A 16,159-nucleotide genomic window follows, 5' to 3' on the forward strand; every position below is an offset into this window, starting at 1 on the left:
CTCACATTCTGAAAATACCAAACTTGGTTTCTTTGACCGGCGCATTCATTGCTGCCGCTAAAGAAAGCCCGAGAACACGTCGGCTCTGTGCAGGATCAATAATACCGTCATCCCACATGCGGGCAGTCGCATAATAAGGATTACCCTGCGTTTCATATTGCGCACGGATTGCCGCCTGAAACACATCCTCCTCCTGTTGGCTCCAGCTTTCACCACGCGCCTCCAAAGCATCACGTTGCACGCGGGCAAGCACACTGGCTGCCTGCTCGCCGCCCATCACCGAAATGCGGCTATTGGGCCACGACCACAGAAAACGCGGCGAATAGGCTCTTCCGCACATACCGTAATTACCGGCACCGAAAGAACCGCCGATCAGCATAGTAATTTTAGGAACCTGAGCCGTTGCGACAGCCGTGACCATCTTGGCACCATCTTTGGCAATTCCGCTGTTTTCATATTTCCGGCCAACCATGAAGCCGGTAATATTTTGCAAAAAAACCAACGGAATATGCCGCTGTGCGCATAGCTCGATAAAATGCGCGCCTTTCAGGGCGGATTCTCCAAACAAAATGCCGTTATTTGCGACCAGACCAACAGTTGTTCCGTAAATCTGCGCAAAACCCGTCACAAGCGTTGTGCCGTAACGGGCTTTAAATTCGTCAAACCGTGAGCCATCAACCAATCGTGCAATAATCTCGCGGACATCATAAGGGTGACGCAAGTTAGCCGAAACAATCCCGTATAAATCTTGCGCATCATAAAGCGGCGTTTCACTCTCTTTGAAAAGATCGGGCTTATTACTGAGATTGAGATTTGCGACCACACGTCTGGCAATGCCAAGAGCATGCGCGTCATTTTCGGCCAAATGATCGGCAACACCGGAAAGTCGGGTATGCACATCCGCACCGCCAAGATCTTCCGCTGTTACCACCTCTCCAGTCGCCGCTTTTACCAAAGGCGGCCCACCAAGAAATATTGTGCCCTGATTACGCACGATGATTGTTTCATCCGACATTGCAGGCACATAAGCACCACCAGCCGTACATGACCCCATGACAACGGCTATTTGCGGAATAGCTTTGGCTGACATATTCGCCTGATTGTAAAAAATTCGGCCAAAATGATCCCGATCGGCAAAAACCTCATCCTGTTTTGGCAAATATGCGCCACCGGAATCTACCAGATAAATACATGGCAGATGGTTTTGTTCGGCGATTTCCTGCGCACGCAGATGTTTTTTCACTGTCAGCGGATAATAGGTGCCGCCTTTAACTGTCGCATCATTGGCAATGATGACACATTGCACACCTGAGACCATGCCGATGCCAGCGATAATGCCTGCACTCGGTGCGTCATCGTCATAAAGACCATTGGCCGCCAATTGCCCGATTTCCAGAAAAGCGGCGCCGGGGTCAAGCAGTTGGTCTATGCGCTCCCGCGCCAGTAACTTGCCCCTTGCTTTGTGCCGTGCCGCCGCCGCAACGCCGCCGCCAGTGCAGATAATCGCGCTGCGCGCGCGTAGCTCCTCAACTTGTGCCTGCATAGCATCACGATTGCTGATGAAGTCTTCACTGCGCATATTGATGTTGGTTTTAAGGATACTCATCATGAACTCCGGCTATCTGGTTTCGGTCATGAGTTCCCGCCCGATCAGCATACGGCGGATTTCTGATGTGCCTGCGCCTATTTCATACAGCTTAGCATCGCGCCAAAGCCTTCCGGCGGCACAGTCACTGGTATAGCCGTAACCGCCCAGAGCCTGTATCGTTTCCCCCGCCATCCAGGTTGCTTTTTCGGCCGCATAAAGAATGGCACTTGCCGCATCTTTACGCAGACTGCGTGCATGATCCTTACGATCACAAACCGCACCAACAGCATAAATATACGCGCGTGTTGCCTGCCAGCCCGCATACATATCGGCCAGCTTACCTTGCATCAGCTGAAAATCACCAATTGGCTGCCCAAATTGTTTGCGCTCATGCATATAAGGCAGCGTCAGGTCCATGCAGGCTGCCATGATACCAAGCGGCCCGCCACTTAAGACCGCTCGCTCATAATCAAGGCCAGACATCAGAACCTGAACGCCTTGACCAACACCACCAAGAACATTCTCTTCTGCGATTTCACACTGATCGAAATAGAGCGGAAATGTATTGGAACCACGCATCCCGAGCTTGTCCAGATGCGCTCCGTGACTGAAACCGCTGACACCTTTTTCAACGAGAAAAGCGGTGATGCCCTTTTGTCCGGCTTGCGGGTCGGTTTTCGCATAAACCACGAGAATATCTGCATCACCACCATTGGTGATCCACATTTTCGAACCATTCAGAATGTAATGATCGCCACGCTTCTGCGCTTGCAGTTTCATTGACACGACATCGGACCCTGCATCCGGCTCCGACATAGCCAAAGCACCGATATAATCTCCTGATATTAATTTCGGCAGATATTTGGCCTTCTGCGCCGCAGTGCCATGACGGCGGATTTGATTGACACAGAGGTTTGAATGAGCGCTGTAAGAAAGTCCGACAGAGGCAGAGGCACGGGAGATTTCCTCCATTGCCACGATATGCGCAAGATAGCCCATACACGCACCGCCGTAGTCCTCCGGGACGGTGATGCCGAGCAGCCCCATTGCTCCGAGTTTTTTCCACAAATTAGCGGGGAACATATTGTTCCGGTCGATCAATGCCGCATGAGGGGCAATTTCTGTCTGCGCAAATGCACGCACGCTATCGCGTAGTTGCGTAATCTCATCGTCAAAATGAAAATCGAGGCTCGGAATTATCAAGAACGGCCCTCCCAAGCTGCAGTTGTGTATTCCACCTTTTGTGAGATGAGTGTGATGCAAAAGCCGGTGCCTGTCTTGCCAGAGAGGTTGCAAAATCGGCCATAAAGGCACAGAATAAATTATGACATCTGTTTCTTCGGTTCCTTGCTCCACCGGAAACACACTTCCGGCCGTGGCTCCGGTTGCGCCCTCCTTTGCGCCTCAAGTCGTACCAATGGACTTTGTACGCTGCATTTTGCTGGCTTATGCCAAATATGGCATGGATCCGGCACGAGCATTGTCAAAGGCGCAAATCCGGCCAGATTCCGTTCAAAAAACAGATGCCCGTGTAACCACCGAACAATTTGAAGATTTTAACTGGGAGGCCATGCAAGAGCTTGATGATGAGGCTCTGGGTTGGTTTTCACGCAAATTACCGTGGGGAACTTATGGCATGCTATGCCGTGCATCGCTTGGTGCACCCACACTTGGCATAGCCCTGCATCGCTGGACACGGCATCACCGCCTGCTTACCGACGATATTTTTCTGACCCTGAATGTCACAGATGAAACTGCTTCGATAGAAATCACTGAAACGCGTGATCTAGGAGATTTTCGAGCATTCTGCCTTCTCACGCTGCTGCGCTATATTCTTGGTTTTGCCTGCTGGGCAATTGATGAAAAAATCCCTTTGGTTTCAGCCGAGTTTCCCTGCGCTCCTCCAGCCTACTCTGATGTTTACAGTAAGCTATTTTCACCAAATCTGCATTTTTCAGCGTCACATGCACGGATTCACTTCAGCAAACATTATCTGGAGCAGCCACTGCAACGCGACGAGGCCGCGATCAACCTTATGTTGAAGCGCGCATTACCCCTCACCGTTCTGCCCTATAAAAATGAACACAGGCTAACCAGTCAGGTGAGGCGTTTATTACGCATGGCAAAAACAGAACTGCCATCTGCAGAAGATGTGGCAGCTTTGTTTAATCTCTCCATACGCACCTTGCACCGCCGCCTTACAGTTGAGGGAGCATCCTTACGACAGCTTAAAAAACAAGTTCAGATGGAACAGGCAAAAGAAGCCCTTACGCGGACAACACAACCGATCAAAAGAGTGGCTTTTATTGCAGGCTTCAGAAGCGAGAAAAGTTTTTCCCGAGCATTTCACAATGCGACCAATGAAACACCGAGCATGTTCAGAAAGCGGCTACAAGCAGCTAAATAAATACAATCGGGATCGGCATAGGATATAGCAGCAACTGACTGCCTTCTAATTTAGAAGGCAGTCTTTCATTTATACTACTTACCGGATGAAAGAACGTGCATTGCGATTTCATCAAGGAATTTTGGCAAAGTATCAAAGGCATAAGGCGCATAAACACGTTCCAGCCGCTGATGATATTCGCGCCCCCAAGGACCGATATTGACGACCGGATAAGTCAGCGCATCAGCCGGCACCTGATCAATAAACTGCACTGCCGGTGTGTTCTCAGAAACGACCTGACTATCAGCAGCATCCGGTTTGTAGCCGAAGAAGCTCATATCCGAGATACCGGCAAAAGTATCGCGATATTTGATGGTCGTAGAAAACCTCTGCTCAATCGTCTGGCGTGCAGCATCCAGCGCCGTACTGAAATCACGCTCCAGCGCAGTTTCATTGCCCATATGCACATGCGGATAAACGAGACTGCCAAAGCCGATAATCACTGTCGGGCCGGTAATGCGTGCTTCAACAACCATCCGGTCAACGAGTTCGCGGGTCAAAAGCAGCGGATTGTCATGGACTGACAGTTTCTGCTCCAGTTCCTCAATGCGCTTGAGAGCCGCATCACCACCGATACGGATCACCTCTGCACGCAACTCGGCAACTGTCATCACACGGCCTTCATGATCGCTTGCCGATTGCTCTGTTCCCAACAGCTTAGCGTAGGCCTGTGCATGACCGTTAAAATGACCGATTGCACGGTTCAGTGCATCACCGACGATAGTTTGGAAATGCTGGAATAAAGCTTCCGGCGAGCGGGAATGTGCCAGCCAGTTAAACGCAATCCAGGTGCGCTCAGGTGTTGTTACCTCATATCCACCACGGAAATCGCGTGCTTCCAGACAGATCGGCGGTGGTGAAACTTCATTGCCCTCAGTGTCACTCAAGTCCGCATTGGCTTCCACCGCACGCATAATTTCCGAGGCGATCAGATGCGCGCTGATCCCTTCAAACGGATAGCCCGCATGGGATGGCTTGCCGACAACAAAGGCAAACGGCAATTGTTTACCGATTGTCCCGCGATAAATTGCACGGCCTTCTGAACCGTTACCCTGATCGCTTGTGGCATCAAGGTTGACGCCTGCGGCAATATCCAAATTCCAGCGCTGCATAAGAGCAGGTAAAGCGTCACGCAGGCTGCGCATACCGCGCGAGCCACGTTCCTCATCAGGTGTTACAAATAGCAGCAGATTGCCTTCGCGATCCTGTTTAGAGGAGAAATGTTCCAGCACCGCAATGCCCGCTGCAACACCACTTTTCATATCCAGCATGCCGCGTCCCGGAATAAAATCACCGGTTTGGAAATCGCTCAGCGCCTTCGCTTCATTTGGCGCAAGCGGTCTGCTGGTCAGATCGGCCAGCAAGGCTTCCAGTAAGGCATCCGGCTCAAATGCCAGATGTTTGAGATCGCGGTAATTACCGGTTTCAACAACGTCATAATGACCGGCAAAAGCCAGTGCTTTACGGCCGTGGCCGCGCACCACTGCAACGACATTTTGCGTCATCGGAGAGCCGTGGCTGTCGATCACTGCAATATCATCAGGATTGGCCTGAAAATAAGGAATTTTACGCAGCAGCTCGACCAATTTCGGTGCGAATTCAGCCTCACCTGCAGTTCCGGTTTCGCTCGGCCATCGCACCATTTGGTAAGACAGTTCTCGAACGCGCTCTGCAGGCTGCCATGCATTGAGTTCAGTTGTGTTGAATGCTGTCACGATTTTTCTCAACTTATAATTTCCCCGTTCCCGTTCTTCATCAAAAACAGGTTGGTCAGGAGATGCGTTAAGGGGGCAGTCACAACAGCTTCAATCGAAACTATTGTGACCGGTCTGATTTCACTTACTGATTAAGATGTTTTCTCAGGAATGTTCTGGTGCGCTCATTCTGCGGATTGGTGAAAATATCCTCAGGTTTGCCCTGTTCGACAACAACACCTTTATCCATAAACAGAACCTTGTCGGCGACTTCACTGGCAAAACGCATTTCATGGGTCACAATCAGCATTGTCATATGCTCTTGTGCCAGTTGTTTCATCACCAAGTTCACTTCCTCCACCAATTCGGGATCTAGTGCGGAAGTGGCCTCGTCAAACAGCATCACTTTAGGCTGCATCGCCAAGGCACGGGCAATAGCCACGCGCTGTTTCTGCCCGCCGGACAGGCGCGACGGATACATTTCTGCTTTGTCCGCCAGTCCGACTTTCTCAAGCAATGAGACTGCCAGTTCCTGTGCCTCACGCTTGGATTTGCCCTTCAGCTTAATCGGTCCGAGCGTGATATTATCCATCACGTTAAGATGCGGAAACAGATTGAAATGCTGAAACACCATACCCATTTGCTGGCGTACAAAATTGATATGGTTTTCAAAAGCGCGGCCACTCAGCGGTTGATTGACCTGTACACCGTCCAGCAGAATTTCACCGGAATTTACGGTTTCAAGATGATTGATGGAACGCAGTAGCGTGCTTTTCCCGGAACCGCTGGGACCGATAATCGCGATGATCTGGCCACGCTCAACCGAGAGATCAATACCTTTGAGAACTTCCAGTGCGCCATAGGCCTTATGGACATTGCGCACTTCAACCATTGGTTTGCTATCGCTCATCGATAGGCCTCCACTTTCTTTTCCATCCAATGCAGGCCGGCTTCGAGGATGAGATTAAGGATGTAGAACATCACAGCTGCGGTGATGTAGAATTCAAACGGGCTGTAGGTTTCGCTGATCGCCTGCTGGGATGCATGCACGAGTTCCGTAATACCCAGAACAGAAACAATCGCCGTATCTTTGAGCAGTGCAATCAGATTATTACCCGCTTGCGGAAGAGCATTACGCACGGCTTGCGGCACGATCACATAGCGCAATGTCTGCACATTGCTGAAGCCGATGGAGCGCGCACCTTCTGTCTGACCAACATCGACAGTCAGAATAGAGGTACGGAAAATATCGGCATTATAAACAGCAAAGTGCAGTCCGAGACCAATAATACCTGTCCATAATGCGGGGATATTGATGCCGACTTGCGACAGCCCGTAATAGAGCAAAAACAACTGTAACAGCAGAGGCGTGCCCATGAACAGCCACATGAAGAAACGCAGCGGATAGCGAACCACCGCAGGCGCATAAAGCACCAGCAGAGCAAAAAGAATGCCGCCGATAAAGCTGACAATCCCTGCCGATACAGCAATGATCAGTGTCCAGTAAAATCCGGTCAGCAACAATTCCGTATAGGGCGGGACGATGGAGAAATCGAGTTCCATGAAATCACCCTTTATTTAAGCGCAAAGCGGGCTTCAGCGTAATCGACAAAGCGCGAGATGACATAAATCAGCACCATGTAGATTGCGGCAGCAACACCGAAAATTTCAAACGGACGATAGGTCGAGCCAATAAAGCGCTGTGCAGTATAGGTCAGCTCAACCACGGAAATAGCAGAAACAAGGGCAGAACCTTTGACCAGCATAATCGTGTTCACACCGATAGAACGGATCATCAACCGTCCGGCCTGTGGCAGCACAATATAGAACATCGCCTGTCCGCGGCTGAAACCGATGGACCGTGCAGCCTCGGCCTGCCCGCCATCAACAGTCAGAATTGCACCGCGCATGGCTTCAGCCATATAGGCGGCAATATTAAGCCCGAGGCCGATCGCACCGGCAACAAACGGGTCGAAATTCAACCCGATCTGTGGTCCGCCAAAATACAAGACGAATAATTGCAGCAGGCATGGTGTGCCGCGAAACACACTGACATAGGCAATGCCGAGATAACGCACCGGCCAGAAACGGGACAGTTTGGCAGCGGTTACAATCGCACCGACTGTAATGCCAATGACAAAAGCCCATGCTGAAATATGAATAGTGACAATAGCGGCATTCACGAAAAACGGGAACACTTCCGCCATTAACGAGAAATCCATCGATCCCCCAATCTCTTTAATCGCGCATCATAAAAATGGTACGGCACAACGACACTTATGAAAATCTGTTTCAAAACCGGCCATACACATATGAAAAGTCAATATTTTCAAAACAAAAGCCGGAGTTCAAAACTGGTCTCCGGCTTGAATTGTGCGATTAACGAATGTCGCGACCAACCCATTTCGTCGAGATTTTCTCGTAGGTGCCATCGGCTTTCATATCATCAAGTGCTTTATTAAGTGCAGCCTTGAGTTCAGGATTGTTTTTGCGGATCGCAATACCAACATTGTCCGAACCCTGAAGTTCCGGCGTATCGAGCTGGCGAACCTTTTCATTGCCATTTTTGATCGCGATCAGCACAGGAATATCATCGGTCGCAATACCATCGACACGACCTGCGCGCAGTTCAAGCAGCAATTCAGGAATGCCTTTATAGGTACGAATGGTCCAGCCGCCTTTTTCGCGTGCCCATTTATCGCTGGTTTCACCAAGAATGATACCGAGCGTTTTTGTCTGCAATTCTTCCAGTGTCTTGATTGGCGAAGATTCAGCCACAAACACGCCGCGTCCGCCACGATAATAAGGGCCGGCAAAATCAACGGCTTTTTCGCGCTCCGGCGTAATGCTCATGCTGCCGATCACAGTGTCAAATTTGCCTGCGCGAAGACCTGCAATAATACCGTCAAAAGCAGTGGTAATGATAACCGGCTTTACGCCAAGACGTTTGGCAAGTTCATTGCTGATATCGACGTCGAAGCCGACAACTTCATTTTTCTCATCAACAAAGCTGAACGGCGCGAATACACCACTCATAGCGACACGTAGTTCACCGCTTTTCTTGATAGCATCCAGATCATCAGCCTGTGCGGCTGGTGTCAAAGCCAGAAATGCACCGATACCGGCAGCGATAACAGAAGATAAAAACGTTTTCATAAATTCCCCATTTTTAATAAATCGGCAAAGTTGCGATAAACAGGCTTGCCTTAACCTGATAAATTTTGCTGACAGCCCGATATCATATCCGAATATTCCCTTGACCGTTTATAAGTCAGAAGCTTATCCGGTTTTCTTGTTAACACCACGCTATCGAACCATACGATCAGCGAAAACGTCAATTATGTATAGAATAACGCATTATTTTGCGGTTATAGTCAGCAAATTGTTTAAATAGTCAATTAGCAGGTATTATGGACGATCTGGATCAACGCCTTATCTCTGAATTGCGTATCAATGCCCGTGCGTCCATTCCGACCCTCGCCAGTATTCTCGGTGTCGCGCGCGGAACAGTGCAAAGCCGGATGGAGCGATTGATCGCCTCCGGTATGATTGCCGGTTTCACCGTTCGCCTTAAAGATCATGGCCCCACCGATATGATCAAAGGGATTATGATGGTCGAGCTGACTGGACGAAACATTAAAAATGCAATTGCGAGCTTGCGTAAAAACCCTGGTTTTGCTGCACTGAATATCACCAACGGCAGCTGGGACCTCATCGCTGAAATCGAAGTTCCCAACATGAACGAGTTTCATCGTCTGGTGACCACGGTGCGTGCAATGGAAGGGATAGCCAAAACCGAAACCCATTTGTTTTTGGGACCCGCATAAATCCGTTGATACGAGTAACCGCCCAGTCAATAAATTCATTGACGACCTCGCATACGGATCATCCATTGGCACAGGGGATCATTACTGTGCTGGTTCAGGATGCTTTCAAACACGGTGTCATTTTCATCCTGCCCGAGTTTGAAACGACCGGAAACAGAGCGGATTTGTGCGCGGAAGCCCATGACACCGCTGCGTAATTTTTCATAACGCGCACCGAGAGCCGACAGGTTCCACGGTTCTTGCTGATTGCGCTCCATATGCGCAACAACACGCTCTAGAGCCTCATCAGTCAGAGCATCATCAAAATACACGTCCGCAACAATCCGCACTGTCGCAAAATTCCATGTCGGCGCCCAATCGCTTTTACCGGCATAGGCTGGTGACACATAATCATTCGGCCCGTGAAAGTTGAAAACCGCGCGCGGTTGCTCTTTCAACACCGCATAATGCGGGTTCCTTAATGGGAAATGCCCGAGCAAGCTAACCGGCAGGCCGTCAGCATCTATATCCAGCAACATCGGCATTTCACTGACAGAGATATCAGCGCTGTCTGTAACACCAGCACTGATAATGGACGCCATTGGGTAATCCGTAATCAGATCGCGGATATCGGCATAAGTCCATTTTGAAAAAAGATCGGCCATAAGTCGGTTACTCTGTTTTTTATACTTTATTGAAGAGGTGTTTCAACCAGCCTGAGGCATCACTCAGCGCCTGATCTGCAAGGCAGGAAATGGACACGGCTTCCAGAAAACTATGGGTCGCGCCGGTATAGACCACACTGGTGGTATCAACACCCGCAGCCTTCAATTTATCGGCCAGTGCGTAGTTTTCATCTGCCAGCACATCACAAGGCGCAATACATAAAAATGCAGGCGGCAGACCGGCCAGATCAGCATGGATTGGTCGCGCAAGCGGTGCTGTTTCTATCGGCTGGCTGCCGAGATAGTCCTGCCAGAAACCGACCATTTCCTGAGATGTGAGCATATAATTCACCCCGTCAAACCGGTCATAAGAAGACCGATGTTCGGTATCATAAGCACCATAGCTCAGGATCATCGCATCTAAAGGCGTGCCGCGATCACGCATAGCTATGCTTGTAGCTAAAGACATATTTGCACCGACGGAATCCCCGCCGATGGCAAGGCGATCAACATTCAGGCCATATTGCTCGCCATGGGTTTTAAGCCAGTCGATAGTGGCAGAAATCTCGTTCAGCGCTGTCGGATAACGGTTTTCCGGTGACAGGCTGTAATCGATACCAACGACGTCCAGACCACTGCGTGCTGCATATTCGCGCATCAGACGGTCATGGGTATCCATGCTGAAAATAACCCAGCCGCCACCATGAATATAAAGCAGCGTCCCCTTTGCCCGCTCTGCACAATTTTTATGAATACGGATTCGCACACCGATTGTGTCCAGTCTCAGATCCTGCGTGCTGTGCATCACAGGGCCACCCTGAACCCAAGGTTCGCGCACTTTTTCGGCAGTAAGACGGCGCTGCGCAATACTGGCAGGATCGTCACCGGCAAAACGCATGTAGTCCTGCGAGGTAATGCGAATGAACTCCCGAATATCCGGATCAATATCCGTGCCGTCACCCGATTGATTATTGGCCAGCATACCAATTTCCCATTCATTATAAAATCATTATGGGATAATCATCGGCAATCGATTGTTTTGCTTCTATCGAAAAAGGGCCAAAAAATATGTATCTCGGGCAAAGCGCTCGTTTTTAGGCCGGATTTGTGCTTATTTGGCACTCTGTCTGGCGGATATGTGTCACAAATGAAGCATTCGAGCGATTTAAAAAATAATGGTTGTCCGGTCATCGGCCTGTCTGATGAATATAGCGCCGGTTTTACCGATGCATGGCACAGCCATGAGCGCGCGCAACTGCTTTATGCCATTACCGGTGTGATGTCTGTTTCCACCACTGCCGCGCAATATACGGTGCCGCCGCAACGGGCATTACTGATACCGGCGGGAATGGGACATGAGGTCTCGTGCCGTGACAGTGTTGCTCTGCGCACACTTTACTTTGAGAACAGCGCGGAATTGCCGGACGGTTGTATCCTGATGGAAATATCAGAGTTTCTACGTGCGTTAATTGTCGAAGTCGTATCCTTTGACCGCAGCAAACCTGCGGGTGAGCGCGATATGAAGATTGCGGAACTACTGATCTCAGAGCTTAAAGCCATGCCTGCCGCGCCCTACAGTGTTTCAATGCCGTCTGATCCGCGTTTATTGCGGGTCTGTAAGGCTATTAGCGAAGAACCGTCCGATCCGCGCGATCTGGATGCATGGGCGTCTTATGCGGCAATGGGACGGCGAACTTTCACACGCATGTTTCGTGAGCAAACCGGCATGAGCCTGACCACATGGAAGCAGCAAATCCGGCTGATGGAAGCACTGTCCTTGCTGGATAGCGGACATAGTGTAACTGATATTGCCTTTCGGCTCGGCTATGAAAGCGTCAGTGCGTTTATCGCAATGTTTCGCAAGTTTTTCGGCACATCCCCGACCCGTTATAGCCGGAAAGATAAACAATGATGTGTAGCAATTCTGCTTTACACTCAATGCTAAGAGCATGAAATTACAGATAAAAGGTGGCGAACCACCTTCTATCTTTCACGTATTATCGCGGTCGTTTTAGCTATTGCCACCGGCAGCCAGATAGCGTTCGGCCAGACGCGCCCACAACGCTGCGCCAACAGGCAGGTTCGCATCATTGAAGTTGTATTTCGGATTGTGCAACACGGCTGAATCCACGCCATTACCAAGGCGCAGGAAGCTGCCTGGCTTATGCTGCAGGAAATAAGCGAAGTCTTCACTGCCCGGAATAAGCGGACAGGTTGAAACCTTGTCATCACCGATCAGCTCGCGCACAACTTCTGTCGCGAAAGTGGTTTCCGCATCAGAATTGACTACGACCGGATAGCCCAGCTCATATTTGATCTCAGCAGTCGCACCATAGGCCGCCACGTGCTGCTCCGTGAGTTCGCAAACACGCTTTTGCAACAGATCGCGCACGACAGGCGAGAAAGAGCGGATGCTCACGGCCAGATCAACATCATCCGGAATAACATTGGATGCTTCGCCGCCATGGATAGCACCGACAGTGATAACCGCGGTTTCTGTCGGATCAATATTACGGGCAACAACAGTCTGCAAAGCCATCACCAGACTGCAGGCAACCATCACCGGATCAACGGTCAAATGCGGACGGGAGGCATGACCGCCTTTACCAATAACTTTAATATAGGCTGTGTCAGCCGCTGCCATGATCGGGCCTGAGCGGGTGAGAACTGTGCCTTCCGGTGCACCCGGATGATTGTGCAAGCCAAAAATCGCATCGCACGGGAAACGCTCGAACAGACCATCGGCGATCATCGCCTGCGCCCCGCTGATTTCACCGGCTTCTTCAGCTGGCTGGAAGACCAGTGTTACAGTGCCGTTGAAGTTTTTGGTACGCGCCAGATATTCCGCAGCACCCAGCAGCATGGTTGTGTGACCATCATGGCCGCAGGCATGCATTTTACCGGCCACCGTGCTTGCATAAGGCAGGCCGGTTTTTTCTAAGATCGGCAGGGCATCCATATCCGCACGGATCGCAACGCTGCGCCCGCCGGTGCCAACGGTCAGGCAAGCGACAACGCCATGACCACCAACATTGCGCGTGACGTCATAGCCCCAACTTTCCAGTTTATCTGCAACAAAAGCAGCGGTTTTTTCTTCTTCAAAAGAAAGCTCCGGATTAGCATGGAGATGATGGCGAATTTCTTCCAGCGCTTCACGGCGTGGTTCAAGATCGGCGAGACGGGCGAAATTATCGGACTGTGTCATGGTCTGCTCCCGTTATAAGAACGGGATCTCCTGTAATGGTTATCGGCAGGCATGCTGCATTGCGGTCAGAGACTCAAACTACTGCACTATATGCAAAACACGCCGGTTTTGTCTCCGGCGTGTTGTAAATTATCAAATAAAGCGGCTGAGGAAACTGCGGGTGCGCGGATGCTGAGGATTTTCGATCACCTCTTGCGGTGTTCCCTCTTCAACCACTTTGCCGCCATCCATAAAGACCACACGGTCAGCCGCTTCACGGGCAAAGCCAATCTCGTGCGTGACCACGATCATCGTCTGCCCCTGATCGGCAAGGCTGCGCATCGTGGTCAGCACTTCACCCACCAGTTCCGGATCGAGTGCCGAGGTCGGTTCATCAAACAGGATCAGTTTCGGCTTCACAGCCAGTGCACGGGCAATCGCCACACGCTGCTGCTGACCACCGGAAAGCTGGCGCGGATAAGCATTGATCTTATGCGACATACCGACTTTAGCCAGCAGTTCCTTTGCCGTTGCAATAGCCTCACTTTTGCTATGACCATGAACGCCGACCGGCGCTTCAATCACATTCTGCAAAACCGTCATATGCGGATAGAGATTGAACTGCTGAAACACCATGCCAATCTGGCTACGCTGTTTGGCGATAGCGCGGTCTGACAATGGCAGTAGCCGATCATTTTTATACCGATAACCGATTTGCTGTTCATCGACAAAGATCGACCCTTTGTCGATGGTTTCAAGCCGGTTGATACAGCGCAGGAAGGTCGATTTACCCGAGCCGGAAGGCCCGAGAATAACCACAACCTCACCGGAACGTACTTCCAGATCAATGCCGCGCAGCACTTCAATACCATGAAAAGCTTTATGCACATTATTGGCACGAACCAGAGGTTTTTGCATATTGGTTGTCTTATCCATCATGCATTCTCCTGTGCCGGTACGGCAGGGGCTTCATCCTTGGTAGCATCACCGCGCTCACCACGATTATAGTGGCGTTCAATCGCACTTTGCCCGATATTCAGCACTGTTGTGATCAGCAAATACCAGATAACTGCAACCATCAGCATCGGAATAACTTCGAATGTGCGGTTATAGATCGACTGGACGGAATAGAGCAGATCAGCCATCGCGATCACACTGACAAGCGATGTCGCTTTGATCATGCTGATCAACTGGTTACCTGTTGGCGGCACTATCGACCGCATTGCCTGCGGAATAATCACACGACGCAAAGCGCGTGCCCGTGTCATACCAAAGGCTGCAGCGGTTTCGCCCTGTCCTTTATCGACAGACAACAGACCGCCACGAATAATCTCCGCCATATAGGCGGCTTCGTTCAAAGCCAGACCAACAATCGCCGCCGTCAGCGGTGTAATAATGTCATTGGTGTTCCAGCTGATTAGTGTCGGACCAAAAGGAATGGCCAGAGAGATTTTCGGGAACAATGTCGAAAGATTGTACCAGAAGATCAGCTGCACCAGCAAAGGGGTGCCACGGAAGAACCAGATGAACAGGTTAGAAAGCGAGCTTGCGAGCCTGTCCTGCGACATACGGGCAATCGCCAGAATAAGACCGAGCGCGACACCAATAATCATCGCAATAACAGTCAGGCCGAGCGTAATTGTCAGCCCTTCCATCACTGTCGGATCAAAGAAGTAAGCCGCGACAACCGGCCAGCCGAAATTCGGATTATTGGCGACAATAATACCGAAATCGAGTGCGACGCCGAGAATGACGACCCACAGGATCACCCGTCGCAGCGGAAAAGGCGGGCGCGCTCTAGCAACGTCGAAACGCTCGACGTCACCCGCAGCTGCACTGGGAACAGACGCGCTCATTGCGCGGTCTTTCCGGCCAGATTAATGCCTGCTTTATCAATCATATTTTTTTCAAGACCCCACTTCTTCATGATGGTGGCATAGGTACCATTATCGATCAGAAGCTGAATACCATCGCGGAAGACTTCACTCAGCGGAGAATCTTTCGGCAAAACGGCACCCTGATACAGGTCGTCAAAACCGTTTTTCTGTCCGGTTGCCGCAAGTTCCAGCTGGCCATTGGACTGCTGAACAAAATAGGTCAGCGGTGCCTGCGAAGAGAAGAACGCATCAGCACGGTTGGAACGTACAGCCAGAATAGAGCTAGGCTGATCATTATAGGACTGCACTTCGATCGGCTTACCGTCGGCAGTGCATTTCTCGTTCTGCTCTTTGATTACTTTTTCAGCGGAGCCACCGGCCATCACTGCAACGCGTTTGCCACAAGCTGTATCCAGCGAAGTGATGCCTTCCGGATTGCCGTTTTTAACCGCGAAAACCACATATTCGCGAACCCAGTCAACAAAATCATTGGCACCTTGGCGCGACGGAAAATCACCGTTGGGGCCAAAGCCGAGCTGGTAACGTCCGGCGGAAATACCGCTGAGAACAGATGGAAGACCACTGACTGTGGAATGGGTGATCTTAATTCCCATCAGCTGTCCCAGTGCATCGGTCATATCAGCCGCTGCACCGTTGACTTCCTTACCATTGATAATCTGGTATGGCGGGAAAGAACCCGAATTCGCATCATTAATAACACCGGCTTTGATGACGTCTTCCGGCAGACGAGCGCGCAGCGCCTCATTCAATGTCTGTTCCGGAATCTTCACAGTTTCAGCCAAAGCCTGTTGCGCAAAAACGCTGCCAAACACAGCAGCAGCCAGCATGGTCTTCTTCATTCTCATTCTCCCAATAGTTCAGAGCACTTCCAGTTTGTC

General features: G+C 50.7%; 16 protein-coding genes. 3 read left to right on the forward strand and 13 right to left on the reverse strand.

All coding sequences use genetic code 11. The features are described 5' to 3' along the window. Position 1 precedes the first annotated feature (1 nt). The gene (locus tag QUF18_RS16270; RefSeq protein ID WP_289388378.1) at positions 2 to 1,606 is read right to left on the reverse strand and encodes a carboxyl transferase domain-containing protein; all 1,605 of its coding nucleotides are present in this window, start codon (positions 1,604 to 1,606) and stop codon (positions 2 to 4) included. A gap of 12 nt (positions 1,607 to 1,618) precedes the next feature. Continuing rightward, positions 1,619 to 2,791, reverse strand: a complete 1,173-nt coding sequence (locus QUF18_RS16275) for an isovaleryl-CoA dehydrogenase (RefSeq protein ID WP_289388330.1) — start codon at positions 2,789 to 2,791, stop codon at positions 1,619 to 1,621. Positions 2,792 to 2,912: 121 nt separating this feature from the next. Here QUF18_RS16275 and QUF18_RS16280 point away from each other — a divergent pair, with 121 nt between their 5' ends. Further along, positions 2,913 to 3,995, forward strand: coding sequence for an AraC family transcriptional regulator (locus QUF18_RS16280; protein WP_289388331.1), 1,083 nt, complete (start codon positions 2,913 to 2,915; stop codon positions 3,993 to 3,995). A 74-nt stretch (positions 3,996 to 4,069) separates the two neighbouring features. On the opposite strand, the gene QUF18_RS16285 is transcribed toward QUF18_RS16280, so the two are convergent. From QUF18_RS16285 to QUF18_RS16305, 5 genes are all read right to left on the reverse strand, one after another. Then, positions 4,070 to 5,749: a M20/M25/M40 family metallo-hydrolase gene (locus tag QUF18_RS16285; protein ID WP_374807186.1), complete on the reverse strand. Its 1,680-nt coding sequence runs from the start codon at positions 5,747 to 5,749 to the stop codon at positions 4,070 to 4,072. A 124-nt stretch (positions 5,750 to 5,873) separates the two neighbouring features. Continuing rightward, positions 5,874 to 6,638 carry an amino acid ABC transporter ATP-binding protein gene (locus tag QUF18_RS16290; protein ID WP_289388332.1) on the reverse strand — a complete coding sequence of 255 codons (765 nt, stop codon included), beginning with the start codon at positions 6,636 to 6,638 and terminating at the stop codon, positions 5,874 to 5,876. Further along, a complete protein-coding gene (locus QUF18_RS16295) occupies positions 6,635 to 7,291 on the reverse strand; it encodes an amino acid ABC transporter permease (RefSeq protein WP_289388333.1) in 657 nt (218 codons plus the stop codon). The genes QUF18_RS16290 and QUF18_RS16295 overlap by 4 nt, the downstream gene beginning before the upstream one ends. Before the next feature lie 11 nt (positions 7,292 to 7,302). After that, the gene (locus QUF18_RS16300) at positions 7,303 to 7,950 is read right to left on the reverse strand and encodes an amino acid ABC transporter permease (protein ID WP_289388334.1); all 648 of its coding nucleotides are present in this window, start codon (positions 7,948 to 7,950) and stop codon (positions 7,303 to 7,305) included. Positions 7,951 to 8,107: 157 nt separating this feature from the next. Beyond that, positions 8,108 to 8,884: an ABC transporter substrate-binding protein gene (locus QUF18_RS16305; RefSeq protein WP_289388335.1), complete on the reverse strand. Its 777-nt coding sequence runs from the start codon at positions 8,882 to 8,884 to the stop codon at positions 8,108 to 8,110. 254 nt (positions 8,885 to 9,138) lie between these two features. Between QUF18_RS16305 and QUF18_RS16310 the strand changes: the two genes are divergently transcribed. Beyond that, positions 9,139 to 9,555 (forward strand): Lrp/AsnC family transcriptional regulator, encoded by a 417-nt coding sequence (locus QUF18_RS16310; RefSeq protein WP_221723071.1) that lies wholly within the window; start codon positions 9,139 to 9,141, stop codon positions 9,553 to 9,555. 35 nt (positions 9,556 to 9,590) lie between these two features. On the opposite strand, the gene QUF18_RS16315 is transcribed toward QUF18_RS16310, so the two are convergent. Then, positions 9,591 to 10,199 carry an FMN-binding negative transcriptional regulator gene (locus QUF18_RS16315; protein ID WP_289388337.1) on the reverse strand — a complete coding sequence of 203 codons (609 nt, stop codon included), beginning with the start codon at positions 10,197 to 10,199 and terminating at the stop codon, positions 9,591 to 9,593. A 19-nt stretch (positions 10,200 to 10,218) separates the two neighbouring features. Then, complete coding sequence (locus QUF18_RS16320; RefSeq protein WP_289388338.1) at positions 10,219 to 11,181, reverse strand: alpha/beta hydrolase; 963 nt, start codon at positions 11,179 to 11,181, stop codon at positions 10,219 to 10,221. Between the two features lie 165 nt (positions 11,182 to 11,346). Between QUF18_RS16320 and QUF18_RS16325 the strand changes: the two genes are divergently transcribed. Further along, positions 11,347 to 12,111 carry an AraC family transcriptional regulator gene (locus tag QUF18_RS16325; RefSeq protein WP_289388339.1) on the forward strand — a complete coding sequence of 255 codons (765 nt, stop codon included), beginning with the start codon at positions 11,347 to 11,349 and terminating at the stop codon, positions 12,109 to 12,111. 99 nt (positions 12,112 to 12,210) lie between these two features. Here the strand turns inward: QUF18_RS16325 and QUF18_RS16330 are convergent, their stop codons facing one another. The 4 genes from QUF18_RS16330 to QUF18_RS16345 form a co-directional block, all read right to left on the reverse strand. Next, complete coding sequence (locus QUF18_RS16330; protein WP_289388340.1) at positions 12,211 to 13,404, reverse strand: M20 aminoacylase family protein; 1,194 nt, start codon at positions 13,402 to 13,404, stop codon at positions 12,211 to 12,213. A 132-nt stretch (positions 13,405 to 13,536) separates the two neighbouring features. Further along, positions 13,537 to 14,322: an amino acid ABC transporter ATP-binding protein gene (locus tag QUF18_RS16335; RefSeq protein ID WP_374807185.1), complete on the reverse strand. Its 786-nt coding sequence runs from the start codon at positions 14,320 to 14,322 to the stop codon at positions 13,537 to 13,539. Next, positions 14,319 to 15,239 carry an amino acid ABC transporter permease gene (locus QUF18_RS16340; RefSeq protein ID WP_289388341.1) on the reverse strand — a complete coding sequence of 307 codons (921 nt, stop codon included), beginning with the start codon at positions 15,237 to 15,239 and terminating at the stop codon, positions 14,319 to 14,321. The genes QUF18_RS16335 and QUF18_RS16340 overlap by 4 nt, the downstream gene beginning before the upstream one ends. Next, positions 15,236 to 16,126 (reverse strand): ABC transporter substrate-binding protein, encoded by an 891-nt coding sequence (locus QUF18_RS16345; protein WP_289388342.1) that lies wholly within the window; start codon positions 16,124 to 16,126, stop codon positions 15,236 to 15,238. Before QUF18_RS16345 ends, QUF18_RS16340 begins: the two co-directional genes overlap by 4 nt. Between the last annotated feature and the right edge of the window lie 33 nt (positions 16,127 to 16,159).

The sequence above is a fragment of the Pseudochrobactrum kiredjianiae genome (genome assembly GCF_030362795.1).
Classification (GTDB): domain Bacteria; phylum Pseudomonadota; class Alphaproteobacteria; order Rhizobiales; family Rhizobiaceae; genus Pseudochrobactrum; species Pseudochrobactrum kiredjianiae.

Bases quoted from the DNA above. Each gene is read 5' to 3' on its own strand.
- QUF18_RS16330 (WP_289388340.1), bottom strand. From the start codon at position 13,404: ATGACACAGTCCGATAATTTCGCCCGTCTCGCCGATCTTGAACCACGC.
- QUF18_RS16295 (WP_289388333.1), bottom strand. From the start codon at position 7,291: ATGGAACTCGATTTCTCCATCGTCCCGCCCTATACGGAATTGTTGCTG.
- QUF18_RS16290 (WP_289388332.1), bottom strand. From the start codon at position 6,638: ATGAGCGATAGCAAACCAATGGTTGAAGTGCGCAATGTCCATAAGGCC.
- QUF18_RS16305 (WP_289388335.1), bottom strand. From the start codon at position 8,884: ATGAAAACGTTTTTATCTTCTGTTATCGCTGCCGGTATCGGTGCATTT.
- QUF18_RS16325 (WP_289388339.1), top strand. From the start codon at position 11,347: ATGAAGCATTCGAGCGATTTAAAAAATAATGGTTGTCCGGTCATCGGC.
- QUF18_RS16340 (WP_289388341.1), bottom strand. From the start codon at position 15,239: ATGAGCGCGTCTGTTCCCAGTGCAGCTGCGGGTGACGTCGAGCGTTTC.
- QUF18_RS16280 (WP_289388331.1), top strand. From the start codon at position 2,913: ATGACATCTGTTTCTTCGGTTCCTTGCTCCACCGGAAACACACTTCCG.
- QUF18_RS16320 (WP_289388338.1), bottom strand. From the start codon at position 11,181: ATGCTGGCCAATAATCAATCGGGTGACGGCACGGATATTGATCCGGAT.
- QUF18_RS16310 (WP_221723071.1), top strand. From the start codon at position 9,139: ATGGACGATCTGGATCAACGCCTTATCTCTGAATTGCGTATCAATGCC.
- QUF18_RS16345 (WP_289388342.1), bottom strand. From the start codon at position 16,126: ATGAGAATGAAGAAGACCATGCTGGCTGCTGCTGTGTTTGGCAGCGTT.
- QUF18_RS16315 (WP_289388337.1), bottom strand. From the start codon at position 10,199: ATGGCCGATCTTTTTTCAAAATGGACTTATGCCGATATCCGCGATCTG.
- QUF18_RS16300 (WP_289388334.1), bottom strand. From the start codon at position 7,950: ATGGATTTCTCGTTAATGGCGGAAGTGTTCCCGTTTTTCGTGAATGCC.
- QUF18_RS16335 (WP_374807185.1), bottom strand. From the start codon at position 14,322: ATGATGGATAAGACAACCAATATGCAAAAACCTCTGGTTCGTGCCAAT.
- QUF18_RS16270 (WP_289388378.1), bottom strand. From the start codon at position 1,606: ATGAGTATCCTTAAAACCAACATCAATATGCGCAGTGAAGACTTCATC.